This window comes from Sediminibacillus halophilus, assembly GCF_900103695.1.
Taxonomy (GTDB): domain Bacteria; phylum Bacillota; class Bacilli; order Bacillales; family Amphibacillaceae; genus Sediminibacillus; species Sediminibacillus halophilus.
On record NZ_FNHF01000002.1, the window covers coordinates 409,941 to 428,340 of the forward strand.

An 18,400-nucleotide genomic window follows, 5' to 3' on the forward strand; every position below is an offset into this window, starting at 1 on the left:
CAACACGCTACCACTCCACCACGACGCAGTGTTACTTCGTTGGGGGACTGTCCCCAATAATAGTGTCATTTGGTCTCTCTTCGTTTGTTGTTTGGTTTTTAATCTGGATGATTAGCTTGTCAAAGATATAATACATGATGAACGCTAGCAGACTGCCGATGATGAGCAAAAAAAACGGGAAGTAGTAGACAATCGCTACTCCAGCTACAAAAATGGTTGCATAAGAAAGCGCATGCAATATTTTGCTGATTGAAAGCAGTAAAGCATTTTTCATCACGTTCAAGATGGTTAATTCATAATTTACCAGCATAAAAAACAGGTTGGGCATAGTAATGCCATACAAAATCGCAGCAAACATCGTTATGGTAAAAAGGATGCTGCTTCCTGGAAAAGAATAGATTAGGAGAATCGAAGCATCGAAATAGAGAACCGCTCCTCCGACTAGCCAGAGAAGTCCAATAACAAAGCTCTTTCTGAAATTGTCCCTGAATTTACTTATGTAAATTTGGAAGACACCGGAATCTATCCCTTTTAAATGCCATTGCCGGACAACGGCAAACAGGGCTGTTGTTGCCGGAAAAATCGTGATTACCGGCAGACAACAAACAAGCCACATCATATTCAATAATAAAAAATGGGTAAAAATATCCATAATTCGGTTAAACGTACTTTGCGTTCGCTGCATGGCCATCACTGCCACCCTTTAAATAGAAAGTTTTTTTGTATCAATCGTTGAAGATTCCCGGATTACCAGCTCGGGGTCTACCAATATCGAACTCGGTTCGGTATTGCCATTAATCAAATCATTCAGCATATATGCAGCCAGCCTGCCCATTTTATCCTTATCCTGTTTCACCGTACTCAAAGCCGGATCACTGTACCGGCATGCTTCAATATCATCACATCCTATCAGCTTTATATCGACAGGAATGTTCAAACCGACTTCCTTTATTGCCTTCATCGCCCCTAACGCCATCATATCCGAAGCAGCAAAGACCGCCTGCGGATATGGCCGGTTCTGAAGAATTTCTTTCATCGCATGATAACCGCTTTCTTCAAAATAATTCCCATACTGAATCCACTCTGGTTTGACGGTCATCCCCAGTTGATTCATACTGTGCAAAAAGCCCTGTTTACGAATATCAGAAATCACCGAATCCTCTGGCCCGCCGATAAACGCGACTTCTTTTAGAGAGTGCAAATAAAAGTATTCCACCACTTTTGCCGAAACTTTGCTATTGTCCGTTGTCACATAGCTGGAGGACGGTCCTGTCATCTCGATATCCACTCCCAAACAAGGGACAGAACTCTGATCCAGTTCGTAAATAGAATCTTCAATATAGTCCCCGGCCACGATCAAACAGCCATCCAGCTGGAAATGCTTACATCTTGCCAGATAATCCTGACTGCTTTTACTGAACTGATTGTTGGAAAAAACCAAAATATCGTAACCCATCTGGCCGATGGTTTTGCGAAATGCATTGATCACTTGATTGAAAAAAGGGTGGTTGAAATCGACATCGATTTCCCCGGCATAAATCAAACCGATCAGATTTGATTTTTTCGTAGCAAGCGATTTGGCCGAAAAACTTGGCTGATAGCCGGTTTCTTCAATTATTTTCATAACCTTTTCTTTTGTTTTCCAGCCAATGCTGCCGGTATCATTAATGATTTTAGACACGGTTCCAGGCGATACGCCTGCCATTTTGGCAATATCTTTGATTGTCAGCTTCATAGTGATCCCTCAGTCTTATTGATATACTATTGTTTTAGCTTTTTACTGCTCCTTGTGTCAAGCTTTGTATAAACATCCGGTTGAATAGCAAGAAGATAATAATCAACGGAACCGTTGCCCAAAATGTTCCTGATAAAATCATGCCGTTGTCCCGCACATAATTATCAATCAAATTTCGCAATGCAATCTGGATGGTATAAGAGGACTCTTCACGCAGGACGACCAGCGGCCATAGAAAGTCATTCCACATATACATAAATTTGATGATCGCCAAAGTAGCAAAAGCCGGAATTATTACCGGAACTGCAATGTTCCAGTAGATGCGAAAATTGGAGCAGCCATCGATTTTTGCCGCATCGATCAACTCATCCGGCACATTACTGCTAATGTACTGTCTCATCCAAAAAATGCCGAATGCATCGATCATTCCCGGTACAATAATTGCTTTCAAGTCGTTTACCCAATCAAGCTTGGTGATAATGTAATATTGCGGAATTAAACCTAGCTGAGGCGGGACCATCATTGTCACTAGCAAAAAAATAAACAGCAGGTTTTTTCCTTTGAATTGAAATTTCGCAAAAGCAAACCCTGCCAGAGAGCAAAGAATCAACACTCCTGCTGTCGTCACAGACGCTACAATCAATGAATTCCACATCGCTCCAAAAAAGTCGATATTACTTAATACATTTTGAAAGTTTTCCACCAGCTGTTTACCAGGAATGAACGCTGGCGGTACAGCGTTAATAGCACTATTATGGTTCGCTGCCATCACGAACATCCAATAAAACGGGAAGACAGATAGAATGGCAGCAACTAGCAGCAAAAAATAGACGAACAACTTGGAAATGGACAATTTTCTCGTTTTTCCTATGGTTTTACTCATCTGCCACACTCCTATCTTCCAATCCGATTGGTAAAGAATACATTGATGCTGGATAATACTATGATAATGAAGAACAAAATAATCGCTGTTGCAGAGGCGGTTCCGAAGGCCATATTGGAAAATGCCTCGCGATACAGATACAACACAACAGTAATCCCTTCTTCTCTAAAACTTCTTCCAAGGAAAACCAATGGTTCCGTAAACAATTGCATGGCACCGATCGTGGATAAAAAGACAGTTAAAATGATAATCGGCTTCAGCATCGGAATGGTAATATACTGAATTTGCTGCCGGATACTGGCGCCGTCAATCTTGGCAGCTTCATAAAGATCGTTCGGTATTCCTTGCAAACCAGCCAGATAGATTATTGTATTGTATCCAACCCAACGCCAGAAGACCATGGTCGAGATCGCTATTTTCACTCCCCACTCCGAAGTGGACCAGCTGACTGAATCAAATCCCAGCCAGTTGAGCACGACGTTCATCAATCCAAAATCCTGGCTGTTGAACATAACGCCGAAAACAATTGCTACGGCCACTGTTGATGTGACATACGGCATAAAAATCGAAACGCGGAAAAAGCTTTTGAACTTAAGCAGCGCGGAGTTCAACGCGTAAGCAAGGATGATGCCGATAATCAATTGCGGCAGGGTACCGATGATTCCGATTGCCGCTGTGTTGAACAACGACTTCCAAAAAATCGGGTCGCTTAGTACAAAGCGAAAATTTTGCAAACCGACAAATTCCATTTCTCCGAGTCCGTTCCATTTTTGAAAACCGAGATAAAAGCTGAATAACATCGGAAACAAACCAAAGATAGCAAACAGTAGATAAAACGGAGAAATATACAAGTAACCGGACAGCGCATCCTTTTTCTTTTCACTAAGATGAAAGAAAGGGCGCTTTTTTCCGGGTGAAGGCTTTGCCGGAACTGGCTTCGTCTCTGTTTGAGGCTGTAATTGCGGTTGGGCCATAACACTATCCCCCTTTCATTGGTTAACGGTCCAGGCCGTATTGGCCCCGGACCGTTTGAAGCTCCTTACTGTCTGGCTAATTGATCTTCTATCCGTTTAACTGCTGCATCCCATTCTTTTTGCGGATCTGCACCTTCAACCGCCACGTTGGTCAGTGCCAAAATCAATTCATCCTGAACGATCGAGTAATTGACACCCATATAAATCGGTTTAACAGACTTTGCGGCTTCGGCAAACGTTTTGGCTGTCTCTGCACCGCTGAAATATTCATCTGTAGTAGCTAAAAACTCTTCATCCTCATATACTTCCGGAGCCGAAGGGAACAACCCGTTATTGTGGAAGGATTTCAATTGATTTTCCGGTGACAGAAGCCATTCAATAAATGCGTAGGCTTCTTCCGGATGGTCGGACTCTTTCGGAATCGCCATGAAAGACCCTCCCCAGTTTCCTGCACCTTCCGGAATCGTTGTTAACGACCATTTACCTTCCGCGTCTGGAGCATTTCCTTTTACATTGGCAATCATCCAGGCAGGAGCGCCGATCAACGTAGCATAGCTGCCATCCGCCATGGCACTTCCCCATTCAGGAGTCCATAGAGCGTTTTGTCCGACCAATCCTTCCTCGATTAACTTTGTCGTATAATCATACGCTTCTTTCACATATGGAGAAGATTCAATAATCAGTTCATCGTCCTCATTGAAATATTGCTCTGGAGCCTGGTCGCGTAAAGCGGAGAACATTAGTTCAGGACTATCCGTTATCGGCTTTCCGGTTTTTTCCTTGATTTGTTTCGCTGCTTCGTAATAGGAGTCCCAGTCATTTATTTCTGCTGACAATTCTTGAGGGTCTGTCGGTAAACCAGCTTCCTCCATTACATCCGTACGGTAAAACATGGTTGTCGGCCCGATATCAGTAGGAAGGCCTAGTTGAAATTCTCCATCTACACTTTGAGCCTGTTGCCATTTCCAATCCAAGTATTTATCCTGCACATCTTTTGCGCCATAATCGTTCAAATTGTAAAATTGATCTTTCGCCTGCATAAACTTGGCGATTTGACTTACTTCAATCATGCTGATGTCCGGCGCTCCACTGCCGGCAGAAAGAGAAGTAAACAGGTTATTATGAACGTCAGACATTTCTCCCTCGTTAAGATTGATTTTCACATCAGGATTTTCTTTCATGTATTCATCTACCAATACATCATATCCCGCACTCCCGAATACCCAAAAATCCAGTTCCACTTTGCCATCGCTATTCCCTGAGCCGCCATCCTCTGAAGCTTTACTATCATCACTACATCCTGCCAGTGCTAAAACCAGCGAAAGAAATGCCACCATGTAAAACAGTTTTTTCATTACTTTTACCCCCATTTTTTTTAATATGGCCTCTACATGTAACCAAGAAACGAACTTAATCCACCCCCATTTACTAAGAAACCGAAAAAAGAAGGGAAAGAAGGAAACCGGTTTCTTAAAATGTCGTAAAAAATACATATAGGTTTCCTGAAAAACTATATGTAAACGCTTTCTACACTGAGTATATTATGTTATTTGGGCAAAAGCAAGATTTTTTTCAGAATTTTTACCATTTTTTAAAAAGAAATAGGAAATCGGTTTCTCGAACAAAAGCTTACTAGAGGGATCTTTAACAAGAGATGGCCTTATTCTGCTTGGCATTTTGACGAGCGCCAATTTTGACAATAGTAACGAAATAGTCCAGTTTTTCATGTCACATAGAATGCTTAAGGCAAGACCATCCTTCACAAGGCGGAATTTCCCTAACATCAAAGGTGGAGTCAAAACATCATTATTTTAAAAAGAAGAACCGAACGAGTCGAATGCTAAGATCGTTCGGTTCTTGCTTTCGCCGCTATGCTTTTGTACCCGCCTCTGGTCAACCTTCTTCTGCGAGTTGCTTTCGTTCTTTCTCTGTAAATACTCGTGAACGGGTTAAAAACCGTTTTCCTTCCGGTCCTTCCAAGGAAAACATGCCTCCTCTCCCATCTACAACATCAATAATCAATTGAGTATGTTTCCAATACTCATATTGATCCTTTGAAATATAAAAGGGTGTATCCTCAATTACCCCGAGTCGTACATCCGAGCTGCCGACACGGAACTCATCCCGGGGAAAGCACATAGGAGAACTGCCATCACAGCAGCCACCCGATTGATGAAACATCAGTGGACCATGACGTTTTTTCAAGCGTTCAATCAAATCAGCTGCTTCCTCAGTTGCGGTCACCTTCTCGATCATGCTTCCACTCCTTTCCTAAGCAGTCAGTTGAGGATTAAAACAGTCCAGCTGGATCGGTACTATAACTTACGAGCAGGTTTTTCGTCTGCTGGTAATGATCTAACATCATCCGATGGTTTTCTCGACCGATACCAGATTTTTTATACCCTCCGAAGGCTGCATGGGCAGGATACTGGTGGTAGCAATTCGTCCATACCCGACCCGCTTCGATTTCACGACCAAATCGGTATGCCGTATTAATATTTCGGGACCAGACACCTGCACCTAGTCCATATAAGGTATCATTAGCGATTTTAAGGGCTTCCTCGTCATCTTTGAAAGTAGTAACTGACAGAACCGGCCCAAAAATTTCTTCCTGGAAAATCCTCATTTCGTTACTGCCCTTAAAAATCGTCGGCTCTACATAGTAGCCCTTAGCAAGCTCCCCAGACATATTGTTTTTACTGCCGCCGACAAGCACCTCTGCCCCTTCCTGCTTTCCAATATCAAGGTAAGAGGTAATCTTCTCCATTTGCTCTAAGGACGCTTGTGCCCCCATCATCGTATCCGTATCCAGCGGATGACCGATTTTAATCTCTTTAACCCGTTTGATTGCCCGCTCCATAAACTGATCGTAAATTGATTCATGTACTAGGGCGCGGGATGGACACGTACAGACTTCTCCCTGATTAAGAGCGAACATCGTAAATCCTTCAATTGACTTATCCAGGAAAGAATCGTCGGCATCCATTACATCCTTAAAAAAGATGTTCGGACTCTTACCGCCTAACTCTAATGTCACTGGAATAATGTTCTCTGAAGCATATTGCATGATCAAACGACCTGTTGTCGTTTCACCTGTAAAAGCGATTTTAGCTATTCTACTGCTGGAGGCCAATGGTTTTCCTGTTTCCACACCGAAACCGTTAACGATATTGACCACTCCAGGTGGAAGCAAATCGTGGATTAATTCCATCAAGACATGGATCGACGCAGGGGTTTGTTCCGCTGGTTTTAGAACGACTGCATTTCCCGCCGCAAGTGCTGGTGCAAGTTTCCACGTTGCCATCAAAATCGGAAAGTTCCATGGAATAATCTGTCCAACCACTCCTAGCGGCTCGTGGAAATGGTAAGCAACCGTATCATCATCAAGTTGACTGAGACTGCCTTCCTGGGCACGGATAACACCGGCGAAGTACCGGAAGTGGTCAATCGCCAGGGGAATATCGGCTGCGAGGGTTTCTCTGACCGCTTTTCCGTTATCCCACGTTTCGGCGACAGCCAGTTTCTCTAAATTATCTTCCATCCGATCCGCTATTTTATTAAGTATTACTGCCCTCTCTGCAGGGGAGGTTTTTCCCCAGCTGCTCTTGGCAGCATGAGCAGCATCCAATGCCAGCTCCACATCATCTTTTGACGAGCGGGCGATCTGACAAAAAACTTCTCCCGTTACCGGGCTTACGTTATCGAAATACTCCCCACCGACAGGTTCCTTCCATTCTCCGCCGATGAAATTCCCATACCTTTCTTTAAAATTCACGACTGCTCCCTGAGTATTCGGTGTTTCATACCGCATCGCAAAACCTCCTCAATTAATTGTAATCGCTTTCATTTATGAGGTTAACATCATGGGGCATTGGCTCTATATAAAGTATAGCAAATGATATCTTTTTATTACAAATATTCCAACTTTTTATCTTAATAAATTATTCATAAAAAACAGACTACCGATGATACCAGTAGTCTGTTTCCATACAGCAACAGGCCTTCAATAAATCGCACTTCCCGCCTCCTGCCAATTAAATAAACCAGGCTTTCCCTTGATGATTGGTATCAGCCCGGTATTACTTAATTTGTGGTAATGTTTTTGTTTCTTTTTCCATCGTTGACTGGCACAGCGGACAAGTCGGCGTTTCTTCAAATGAAAAGTCTTCTCTCATCCAGCCTGCACAGTCCTCGCTGGTGCAAGACCAAATAGTTGTTTCTACTTCCGGGGCTGGTTCTTTCTTGTTGTTGTAATAAGCCATAATCTAATCCCCTTTCTGATTCTATCCTTATTATACCCTATTTAATGGAAAATTAATATAGGACAGAGGTTGCAGCCTCGCACTTTCTATTTTCAAAGCCTTTACTACCCCGGATATACAGAAGCTGGAACCCTTGCGAATAAATGCAGAAAGTTGGGAAGGCAAATTAAACTACGTCGCAGTTTATTTCCATTCAACAAGCCACGTTAAAATGATGGGTAACAGGGCATTGCTTTTCTACCTCTGGTTTTATTTTTTTAGAGTTTGAGATTTACAGATTAACCTTTACCCGTTATTCCGTGTGGTTTATCATGTCCCTATATCTGAAGTGGGTTTGGAAATACGAATAAAAAGACTGCCGAGGAAACCTCGACAGCATAAAAGCCGGTCTTGACCTTTTCTATTTGCGATAGCGCATTAATTCATGATTAATGTCCGCCGTTTGTCCGTAAACAGCTTTATATAACTGAAACAATTCCCGATAGCGTTCTACATTTTCGGGTTTCGGCTGATAGGTTGCCGCTTCCTGTAAAAACTGATCGGCACAAGCGGAAAGTGAATCAAACCATCCGCAGCCATATGCAGCAAGCATCGCAGCACCCATGCCAGGGCCTTGTTCGCTGGCAAGCTTGACGATCGTCGCGTCGAATATATCTGCCTGCATTTGCAGCCACACTTCACTCTTCGCTCCACCGCCTATCGAAACGATTGTATCGATTTGCTTACCGTTCCGGCGGAAAATATCAATGGACTCATTCAGAGAAAAAGTGATTCCTTCCATAACAGCACGCACAAAGTCATCACGCCGATGAGAACTGTCCATTCCGATGAAACTGCCCCGGATAGCCGAATCTGCATGCGGAGTTCGTTCACCGACCAAATAAGGAGTGAACAACAAGCCGTTTGCCCCGACGGGGACTGACCCCACTTCCGCCAGTAAATCGTCAAAGTCAACATCAGGGGCAAAGACATCTTTAAACCAGCTTAGACTGTGACCGGCGGACAAGGTAACTCCCATGGTATAATAGGCGTTTTCGACTCCATGATTGAAGTAATGTACTTTTCCCTGGAAGTCTTTATCCGGGCCTTGTTCATAAGACAAAACGACGCCGGACGTACCGATGCTGCAAAGCGTCTTGCCGTCTTCCAGGATGCCCGACCCAATAGCCCCGCAGGCATTGTCTGCTCCTCCGGCAAAGACTCTCGTGGATGGATTCAAACCGGTTCTTTCGGCAAAACTTGCCGTAAGGGTACCAACTTCTTCATCTGATGCAACCAGCGGAGGGCAAAGCTCTGCGCTGATCCCGACCATTTCACAAATTTCCTTGCTCCATTGCTTTTCTCCAATGTTCAAAAGCAGTGTCCCGGCTGCATCTGAATATTCCATATGCAATTTCTCGGTCATTTTATAACGCAAGTAATCTTTTGGCAGTACAAACGTACTGGCTCGTTCATAAATTTCCGGCTCATTTTCTTTTACCCATAACAATTTTGGAAGCGTGAATCCCTCCAACGCCGGATTTTTTGTTAATTCAAGCAGCTTCTTCTCCCCAACTTGCTGATAAATGTGTTGGCACTGCTCTGTTGTCCGGGTGTCATTCCACAAGATAGCAGGACGCAGCACATCGTGATTTTTATCGAGAAGGACTAGTCCGTGCATTTGTCCGGAAAAACTGATGCCTTCCACTTCACTCGTGTTCACATCTGCTTCCCTTAGCAGATCAGACAGCCCTGCAGCTGTCTGATCTACCCATACTTGTGGATCCTGCTCATTATAGCCGGTTTTTTCCTGAATCAATGGATACGATTTAGATACTTCATGCACTACATTTCCCTGCTGATCTACCAGCAAAATTTTCACCGCGCTGGTGCCTAAATCAACTCCGATGACATACTTCATTGATTTCCACCTCGCTTCTTCCATTCAATCGGCTTACTGATCAGCAAAAGTTTGCAGTAAGTATTGGTTAATCGTCGCTTTAATTTGTTCCAAACGACCAGATTGATGCTTGAATTCAGTTTTATCCAGCACATGTTCCTCAAGCTTACGGAAATCAGTCGTACCATTGACAATCTCCTGTCCGATTCCTTCGGTGTAGCTCTTATAGCGATTTTCCACAACATCTTCAAGCACTTTGTCATCAAGAAGCTTTTGTGCGACCTTCAAACCAGCGGCAAAGCTGTCCATACCTGCGATATGAGCGTGGAACAAATCTTCAGGCTCGAACGAACCTCTTCTCACTTTGGCATCAAAGTTGAGTCCGCCTTTACCTAAACCGCCATTTTTGAGGATTTCATACATTGCCAGTGTAGTAGAATACAAGTCTGTCGGAAATTCATCCGTATCCCAGCCAAGCAATGGGTCACCCTGGTTGGCATCAACAGAACCAAGCATACCGTTGACACGGGCGTAATGCAGTTCATGCTCGAACGTATGGCCGGCCAATGTTGCGTGATTAGCCTCAATATTGAATTTGAAGTGGTCCTGCAAATCATACCGCTGCAAGAATGCATAACCTGTCGCTACATCAAAATCATATTGATGGGTAGTAGGCTCTTTCGGTTTCGGCTCGATCAGGAACTGGGCGTCAAATCCAATTTCTTTGGCATAATCAACTGCCATATGGAAGAAGCGGCCCAGATTATCCAATTCTAGCTTCATGTCCGTGTTCAATAACGTTTCATAGCCTTCTCTTCCTCCCCAGAACACATAATTCTCGCCTCCGAGTTCTTTTCCGATTTCAAGGCCTTTTTTCACCTTTGCAGCTGAAAAAGCGAAGATATCAGCACTACTGGAGGAAGCTGCTCCATGAATAAAACGTGGATGTGTAAAGTTATTGGCTGTGTTCCATAACAACTTTGTTTTGCTGTCTTTCATGTAATCCTTGATCATCGCGACGATGGTATCTAGATTTTTGTTTGTTTCTCTCAGTGTATTTCCTTCTGGAGCAATATCGACATCGTGGAAGCAGAAATATGGGACCCCAAGCTTTTCAAATAACTCAAAAGCCGCTTCCACCCGGGCTTTTGCCAGATCCATTCCGCTATATTTGTCCCAAGGGCGTACCATTGTACCCGCACCGAATGGGTCAGAACCATCCATCGTGAAGGTATGCCAGTATGCCACGGCAAAACGTAAGTATTCTTCCATTGTTTTACCGCCGACAACTTCTTCTGGGTTGTAATACTTGAAGGCATATGGATTGATTGACTTTGCCCCTTCAAAATTGATTTTGTTAATGTCTGTAAAATAAGCCATTTCGAAAACCTCCTATTATCATGAATGATAAGGCAACTGACGACACTACGCTCTTTAATTTAAAGCAGCATAGTTATGTAGCTGTCTCGAAATTGTAACTGCTTTCATTCATTATTATAGCAATCTCCTTTTAGTTTGTCTATTAAATAAACAAAGTTTATAATGAATCTATACATGCTAAATTTTTAGGAATTTGAGATAATAAAACAGGACATGCTTCCCTTTTGGTAGAAATGCAAGTATTTAAGATGGAGGAACGATAAATGAATCCAGGCGGTGCGCTTTACAGTACGTTAGAATGGATTACGCGGTTTGCTTATATCAACTTGTTATGGATACTCTTTACGCTTACAGGTGGGATCCTGTTTGGTTTTTTCCCGGCAACCATCGCCATGTTTGCCCTAGTACGCCAATGGTTGCTGGGTAAAAGTTCTTTGCCAGTGATGTCTACATTCTGGTCCTATTACAAAAAGGATTTTTGGAAATCCAATTTACTTGGCTTATTCGTCAGTTTGATTGTTGCGTTGATTTACATAGATATTCAGTATATTCAATTGACAGAACTAGAATGGACTTACGTTCCACTATTTGCGTTTATGTTATTGTTTATATTCTATGTGTTTTACTTATTTCCTGTTTTCGTCCATTTCGATTTAAAAGTTTCGGGAATGCTGCGAAATGCTTTTCTGATTATGTTGGTCAATCCTGTCAGTACCTTTTTCATGGTTGTATGCCTTATTTGTACCTTTACCGTGATGCGGTACCTCCCCGCCCTGTTCTTCATCTTTGGCGGAAGTGTTTATGCCTTTATCACCATGTGGATGAGCATGCATGCATTCCGCAAAATAGCCGCAAAGTCACGATAACATTCAAACCTGGACACGCAGTTTTTAAAACACGCCATAAATTATGGAAAAAGGTCGGACGCATATATTTTAGAGCGAGTGGCGCCTTGTCGCAGCTCTGTGAAACACATACTAAACAACAGTATATATGGGATTCTATTAAAGGAATTATCTACTGTTTTAAAACAAAAACCGAACGAGTTCGAATGTCAGCATTTCGAATCATCGTCCGGTTTTTTGCTTTCTATGCTTTTGCTTCAGTCTTTTTCCTTACCCTTTTACTGCACTGGAAGATATCCCTTCGACAACCTTGTTGCTGAAAAAGATGAATGCCAACAGAATCGGCAGAACGCTGATGATCAACGTAGCACCGATTGCACCCCAATCGGTCATATACTGACCAATGAAGTTCTGAATGCCGACCGTCAGCGTTTTATACTTATCTGAACTTATAAACGTATTGACAAAAACAAACTCATTCCAATTGTAAATCATGTTAATAATGACCGTCGTCGACATAATTGGCGTTGTCATCGGCAAAATGATTTGAAAAAACAGCCGGTGAATCGAACTTCCATCAATAATGGCTGCTTCTTCGATTTCACGTGGCAACGTGTAGTAAAAGCCCAGTAAAATCATCATCGTGATTGGTAGATTGTACGCCGTATAGGTAATCACGATCGATAGCGGGTGATCTATCAAGTTGACATTAAGAAACATACTGAAAAGCGGAATCAGTGCAGAATGAATCGGAATCATCAAGCCGACCATAAACAGACCTAATACGAAACCGCTCAACTTCCAGTTCATTCTCGTAATCGCAAACGTAGCCATGCTTGCTAGCAGTACTGTCAAAACGATAGCCAGGCCGGTAATCCATACACTATTGAAAAAGTAAACGCCGATTCCGCCTTCCCATACCTTTGCATAGTTTTCCCACTTTAATTCAGTCGGGAGAGCAAAAGGAGAACCGGAAAATATTTCTCTATTATCCTTCAATGAAAACAAGAAAAGCCAGATGATCGGGAAGATTTGAAACAATGCAACCAATCCAAGGCAAATGTAAAGAATGGTGTATCCAATACGATTCATGGGTTGTTCCTCCTTTGATTCCTAATATTGTAATTCGTCGTCGGAAGCAGTCAGCTTACGAATTATGACCGTGACAATAAGCGTGATGACCAGCAGCAGGAATCCAATAGCACTTCCATAGCCAAAATCGTTGGTCGAGAAGGCCAGTTTGTACATGTAGGAGGCCATGACTTCACTTGCTCCATTCGGTCCCCCTCCAGTCATGACGTAAATAAGATCAAAATACTTCAACGACCCTACAATTGCTAGAACGATGGTCACTTTAATGACCCCCATAATAAGCGGCAACTTGATTTTATACGCAATTTGCAGAGGAGTGGCTCCATCGATTTTAGCTGCTTCAATTAATGACTCGGGGATATTTTTTAAAGCAGCATAATAAATCAAAATATAGAAGCCTGCGTACTGCCAAAGAATCGGGATGAAAATGGCATAGAGAACGATCGATGGTTCAGCAAGCCATGCAGGAGGATTTTCCACTCCAAGTTTCATCAGGATGCTGTTCAAAATTCCATTGTTCGGATTGTAGACCTTGATCCAAAGTTGGGCAATCGCCACAGAAGATAGCAGCATCGGTATCAGATAAATTTTCCTTAGAAAATCGGCTCCTTTAATTTTCGAGGCAAGAATTAACGAAATGGCCAAGTAAACAACGAGACTAAGGGTAGAAAATAATGCTAACAGGAAAGAATGATAAGCACTCTCCCAAAACTTTGGATCTTGCAGACCATTTATGTAGTTTTCCAGTCCAATAAATTCCATGTTTCCGATACCGTTCCAATCCATCAGCCCGTAGTAACCTGTAAGGATTAACGGAATAAATATCAATATTGCGATTAACAAAAGCGCCGGCAATACATAAAGCGCAATCATCAACTTGTTAGACATCACTTTGTTCATAACATTCAACCCCTACTTTTTATTAGATAGAAAGGAAACATGCCACAGCAGTAAAAAAACGATCCTCTCATTTTTATAGCCTTGCAACCCATAAAGGAGGAGCAGCACAATTCTCCCCACCCATTTTTGTAACTGCTTTCATAAAAACTCTTCAAGAAAAGATCCTTTCACAGAAAAGAGTCAACAGCACCATCTTGTAATCGCTTACTTTTTCATTCTTTAACTTGAGGGCTTATCCACTGTGAAACTTACTACTAGTTTCCATTTTAGAATAGCAAACTATCATCTGTTTGTCTAGTGGATGAACAAAGTTTAACCAACTAATTCATTATGATCATTTATAGAAAAAGCCCCTCCATAATGGAGAGGCCATATCGCTTACTTATTCCTCATTGGCGAGTGCTTCTTCATGCTTCTTGGCAAATTCCTCTGGTGTCACCTCGCCTCCAAATAGGGACTGGATCATATCAAGATGAACTTCAGCAACATCCGGACTCATTTGCACATCTGCAAACAAGGTGATATTCGACGCGTTATTCAACTCATCCAATACATCCAAGTACATATCCGGCAGGTCCACTTCGTCTGGGTTCACTTTCGTGGCAGGAATAACGCCAGCTTGTGTAACAGATTTCTCACCCCAGTTTTCTGCAAAGTATTTCACAAATTCCATGGATTCTTCTTTTACATCAGAGTCTTCTGCAACGAACAAACCAACACCAGGGCCGCCAACAAAACTGTTCATGTCTCCATTTCCTTCAACCGTAGGGAAATTAAAGAATCCGACTGAATCACGGAATTCTTGTGGTACATCCTCATTGGTGGTGTAATTCGGCAAATCCCAAGTTGCAATTAGATACATAGCTGCCTGTTCGTTCATAAACATACTCTTTGCTTCTTCGTCTGCAAGGCCGTTAAATCCATTAATGAAAGTATCGTTGTCAACAAGTTCTTGTACTTTAGCGGCTGCATCAACCAATGCAGGGTCTTCAAAACTGCCCGAACGGTCGATCGCTTTGTTTAACACATCTGCACCGCCGATTCTGTCAGCAAGATACATGTACCATAGCGAACCTGTCCATCTATCTTTGTTGCCCAATGCAACTGGAGCAACACCATTATCTACCAACGTATCGACGACATTTTGGAACTCTTCATATGTTTTAGGTGCCTCTAGACCATATTCCTCGAAAATCGCTTTGTTATAGAAAACGGTTGCAATATTAAGCTCAAGCGGAAGACCGTAAGTATTACCGTCTACTTGGTAAGCTTCCGTCGTGCCTGAAACAAATTCATCCTTCAATCCATCATTCAGGACATCATCAAGCGGAGCGAACATCTCCCCTTCTACATATGGTTCTAAGTATCCTGCAGGCCATGTCATCCCGACATCCGGAAGTTCCCCGGAGGAAGACAACACTTTGATTTTATCTTTATACTGTTCATTACTTAATACTTCCATGTCCACAGTGACATCTGGATGCTCTTCCTCAAAGTCGGCAATGATTTCATTTACAATTTCGTAGTGATCCTTCGAACTGCCTTCCGGCCATAAATGCATGAATTCAATCGTCTTTTCCCCAGAATCACCACTTGCTGAGTCTCCAGAACCTGAACAGCCAGCCATCAACAACACCGAAGCAAAAGCAGCAGACAACAATGAAATCGCTTTCTTTTTTACCATTGGTAAACCCCCTCTTTTCTGGATAATACAACTTCTGTAATCAATATACCAAAACAAACCTTGTTTGTCTACTGAATAAACAAAGTTTATTTTTATTCCTTGAATGTGGTAAACTTAGAAGAAAAGGAAGAATGAGATGATGAAATGAAATTGACGATGAATCAAACGTGGAATCAACATGTAGTAAAAAAAGGGAATAAGTCTCTTGTGCTTGAAACAATCAAAGATCATTCACCTATTTCCCGGGCTGAAACAGCCAACCGTACCGGTCTTAATAAAGGAACTGTTTCATCGCTGGTGAGCGAATTGTTAGAAGAGCAATTGATATCAGAATCGGGACCGGGCGTTTCAAGCGGCGGAAGAAGACCTGTTATGCTGCTCTTTAACCAGCTTGCAGGGTATTCAATCGGCATTGATATCGGTGTCAATTACCTGCTCGGTGTACTAACCGATTTACAAGGAAATATTTGTGATGAAAAACGTGAGTCTTACACCGACTTAACCTATGAAGAAATTAAGGTGAAGCTGTTTGATATCATTGATTACTTGACCAATGCAGCACCGCCAAGTCCATATGGGATCGTCGGAATTGGAGTAGGGGTCCCAGGTACAGTAAGCAATACCGGAGAAATCCTGCTAGCTCCTAACCTGGAGTGGAAAAATATCCACCTGCAGGCCGTCCTGGAAAGGAAGTACCAGGTACCAGTCGTTATCGAGAATGAAGCGAATGCCGGTGCTTACGGGGAGAAGAGATTTGGAGCAGGAAAAGATCTAGAAGATATTATTTACGTCAGCGCAGGAATCGGTATCGGTGTCGGGTTAATCCTGAATGGGTCGCTCTATAAAGGCAATAATGGTTTTTCTGGAGAACTTGGGCATATGACGATCGAGGTCGACGGAAAGAAGTGCCGTTGCGGGAACAAAGGCTGCTGGGAACTTTATGCTGCCGAACAGGCATTATTAAGTAATGCTGCTAAACTACCTGATGCTCCAGACCAGCCAACTCTCGAGAACCTTTCCAAACTGGCCGATGACGGCGATGAACAGGTCATCCGGCTGTTTGAACAGGTCGGTGATTACTTGGGCGTCGGATTAAACAATATCATTAATATTTTCAATCCACAGCAGGTGATAATCGGAAATCGAATGGCTTCTGCGAAAAAATGGCTACGTGATCCGCTGATCAGCAGGATGGTAAATCAAACTTTATGGTTTCAGCAAAAAGACTTACAAATTCAATTCTCGGAGTTATCGACTCATTCTACAGCACTTGGAGTGGCCGCTTTTTCGGTCGAAAACTTTTTCAAGGTGGATTTACAAAATCAGGTTGTATAAGTCAAAATAAAAAAAGCAGTTCAGCGAAGGTCTGTCGTTGAACTGCTTTTTTTGTTGTCTGTTTCCCCAAAAAAAACTCGCGGATGTTTCCTCTGTGGGATATACAATTACAACTGGTTCATAAGCGTTATCATTTTTAGTTACTTTGAATATTCATGCGCTTTATAAAAGGATCTAGACTTCAAGCATCGTGTTTTTCCGTCGTGATTCCAGATCTCACGAAAGGTTTGGACTGGTTTATACTATCTGCAGCGATCGAACAAATGACACGAACAGATCCTTAGTCAAACTGTTCGACCTTCACCCATCTCCTGCTTTCCGCAGACTGTTCTACCGCTTGCAGTACTGCCTGATTCCTTACCCCGTCGAGAAAGCTGGGAGATGGCTGCGATTCCTTCGCTATTCCTTGCAGAAATTCATATAAAAGATGGATAAACGTATGCTCATACCCGATAATATGTCCAGGCGGCCAATATACCCCGACGTACGGATGCTCCTCCTCTGTACAGTTGATGGTCCGGAACCCTTGCAAGCCTGGTTCATCGTCCGTCAAATAAACGTCCAATAGGTTCATGTTTTCCATATCCCAGCGAACCGACCCTTTTTCCCCGTTTATTTCCAACTTATTTTTGTTGCGATTTCCACCGGCGAACCGCGTTGCTTCAAAAGTGCCGAGAGCACCGTTGGAAAACTTCGCCAGGAAAGCAACGGCGTCATCCACCGTCACTTCTCCGTATTGATCCTTTGCAGCTTCCGCATTCAGTCCCCCAGCCATTTCTCCAAGAGGCCTTTTTTTCACAAAAGTCTCCATGGTACCGACCAATTCCGATATTTCCCCAACCAAAAAACGGGCAAGGTCAATACTATGGGCGCCGATGTCCCCAAGTGCGCCTGACCCGGATACCTCTTTCTTCAGCCTCCAGACAAGTGGAAAAGAAGGATCCATAATAAAATCTTGTAGATAATCTGCCCGAAAATGATAAATCCGTCCTAACCTGTCGTCTTCTATTAACCGCTTCGCATACTGGACAGCCGGTGCGAAACGATAATTATGGCAGACCATATGAACGACCTTGTTTTTTTGGATCGCCCGGTACATTGCTTTTGCTTCCTCCAATGTAAGAGCCAGCGGTTTTTCCGTGATGATATGTTTACCTGCTTCGGCTGCTGCTATTGCCATTTCGGCATGGGTATGATTAGGCGTGACGATATCAATAACATCGATATCCTCCCTTTCAATCAGTCTTCTCCAGTCCGTTTCAGTCGATTCCCAGCCCATTTTCTCTGCAGCTTTGTTAACTTTCGATTCATTTCTGCCAGCCAGCGCCTTTAGTACCGGTTTCGCTTCGGAATCAAAAAAGAAGGGAATATCCCGGTAAGCATGACTGTGTGCTTTGCCCATGAACTGGTAACCAATCATCCCGATGTTGA

General features: G+C 42.9%; 16 protein-coding genes. 2 read left to right on the forward strand and 14 right to left on the reverse strand.

Annotation, left to right across the window (positions count from 1 at the left end):
* Window positions 1-31 precede the first annotated feature (31 nt).
* The 10 genes from BLR82_RS08980 to xylA all read right to left on the reverse strand — a co-directional run bounded on the left by BLR82_RS08980 (window position 32) and on the right by xylA (window position 11,113).
* The gene (locus BLR82_RS08980; protein WP_175486785.1) at window positions 32-685 is read right to left on the reverse strand and encodes a YesL family protein; all 654 of its coding nucleotides are present in this window, start codon (window positions 683-685) and stop codon (window positions 32-34) included.
* A gap of 18 nt (window positions 686-703) precedes the next feature.
* Window positions 704-1,735: a LacI family DNA-binding transcriptional regulator gene (locus BLR82_RS08985; protein ID WP_074598660.1), complete on the reverse strand. Its 1,032-nt coding sequence runs from the start codon at window positions 1,733-1,735 to the stop codon at window positions 704-706.
* Window positions 1,736-1,769: 34 nt separating this feature from the next.
* A complete protein-coding gene (locus BLR82_RS08990) occupies window positions 1,770-2,618 on the reverse strand; it encodes a carbohydrate ABC transporter permease (protein ID WP_074598661.1) in 849 nt (282 codons plus the stop codon).
* Window positions 2,619-2,629: 11 nt separating this feature from the next.
* Window positions 2,630-3,592 carry a carbohydrate ABC transporter permease gene (locus BLR82_RS08995; RefSeq protein WP_074598662.1) on the reverse strand — a complete coding sequence of 321 codons (963 nt, stop codon included), beginning with the start codon at window positions 3,590-3,592 and terminating at the stop codon, window positions 2,630-2,632.
* 65 nt (window positions 3,593-3,657) lie between these two features.
* Entirely contained in the window at window positions 3,658-4,947 is a 1,290-nt protein-coding gene (locus BLR82_RS09000; protein WP_074598663.1) for an ABC transporter substrate-binding protein, read from the reverse strand.
* A gap of 538 nt (window positions 4,948-5,485) precedes the next feature.
* Window positions 5,486-5,848 (reverse strand): DUF779 domain-containing protein, encoded by a 363-nt coding sequence (locus BLR82_RS09010; RefSeq protein WP_074598665.1) that lies wholly within the window; start codon window positions 5,846-5,848, stop codon window positions 5,486-5,488.
* A gap of 34 nt (window positions 5,849-5,882) precedes the next feature.
* Window positions 5,883-7,403: an aldehyde dehydrogenase gene (adh, locus tag BLR82_RS09015; protein WP_074598666.1), complete on the reverse strand. Its 1,521-nt coding sequence runs from the start codon at window positions 7,401-7,403 to the stop codon at window positions 5,883-5,885.
* 268 nt (window positions 7,404-7,671) lie between these two features.
* Window positions 7,672-7,854, reverse strand: coding sequence for a cold-shock protein (locus BLR82_RS09020; protein WP_074598667.1), 183 nt, complete (start codon window positions 7,852-7,854; stop codon window positions 7,672-7,674).
* A 400-nt stretch (window positions 7,855-8,254) separates the two neighbouring features.
* The gene (xylB, locus tag BLR82_RS09025) at window positions 8,255-9,754 is read right to left on the reverse strand and encodes a xylulokinase (RefSeq protein WP_074598668.1); all 1,500 of its coding nucleotides are present in this window, start codon (window positions 9,752-9,754) and stop codon (window positions 8,255-8,257) included.
* 33 nt (window positions 9,755-9,787) lie between these two features.
* Window positions 9,788-11,113, reverse strand: a complete 1,326-nt coding sequence (gene xylA, locus BLR82_RS09030) for a xylose isomerase (RefSeq protein WP_074598669.1) — start codon at window positions 11,111-11,113, stop codon at window positions 9,788-9,790.
* Between the two features lie 263 nt (window positions 11,114-11,376).
* On the opposite strand from xylA, the gene BLR82_RS09035 reads away from it, so the two are divergent.
* On the forward strand, window positions 11,377-11,979 hold the full coding sequence (locus tag BLR82_RS09035; RefSeq protein ID WP_074598670.1) for a YesL family protein: 603 nt from the start codon (window positions 11,377-11,379) through the stop codon (window positions 11,977-11,979).
* Window positions 11,980-12,228: 249 nt separating this feature from the next.
* Here the strand turns inward: BLR82_RS09035 and BLR82_RS09040 are convergent, their stop codons facing one another.
* The 3 genes from BLR82_RS09040 to BLR82_RS09050 form a co-directional block, all read right to left on the reverse strand.
* Complete coding sequence (locus BLR82_RS09040) at window positions 12,229-13,050, reverse strand: carbohydrate ABC transporter permease (RefSeq protein WP_074598671.1); 822 nt, start codon at window positions 13,048-13,050, stop codon at window positions 12,229-12,231.
* A gap of 21 nt (window positions 13,051-13,071) precedes the next feature.
* The gene (locus tag BLR82_RS09045) at window positions 13,072-13,950 is read right to left on the reverse strand and encodes a carbohydrate ABC transporter permease (RefSeq protein ID WP_074598672.1); all 879 of its coding nucleotides are present in this window, start codon (window positions 13,948-13,950) and stop codon (window positions 13,072-13,074) included.
* Between the two features lie 382 nt (window positions 13,951-14,332).
* The gene (locus BLR82_RS09050) at window positions 14,333-15,634 is read right to left on the reverse strand and encodes an extracellular solute-binding protein (RefSeq protein WP_074598673.1); all 1,302 of its coding nucleotides are present in this window, start codon (window positions 15,632-15,634) and stop codon (window positions 14,333-14,335) included.
* A 144-nt stretch (window positions 15,635-15,778) separates the two neighbouring features.
* Between BLR82_RS09050 and BLR82_RS09055 the strand changes: the two genes are divergently transcribed.
* The gene (locus BLR82_RS09055; RefSeq protein WP_425440893.1) at window positions 15,779-16,969 is read left to right on the forward strand and encodes an ROK family transcriptional regulator; all 1,191 of its coding nucleotides are present in this window, start codon (window positions 15,779-15,781) and stop codon (window positions 16,967-16,969) included.
* Between the two features lie 280 nt (window positions 16,970-17,249).
* On the opposite strand, the gene BLR82_RS09060 is transcribed toward BLR82_RS09055, so the two are convergent.
* Window positions 17,250-18,389, reverse strand: coding sequence for a Gfo/Idh/MocA family protein (locus BLR82_RS09060; RefSeq protein WP_074599085.1), 1,140 nt, complete (start codon window positions 18,387-18,389; stop codon window positions 17,250-17,252).
* Between the last annotated feature and the right edge of the window lie 11 nt (window positions 18,390-18,400).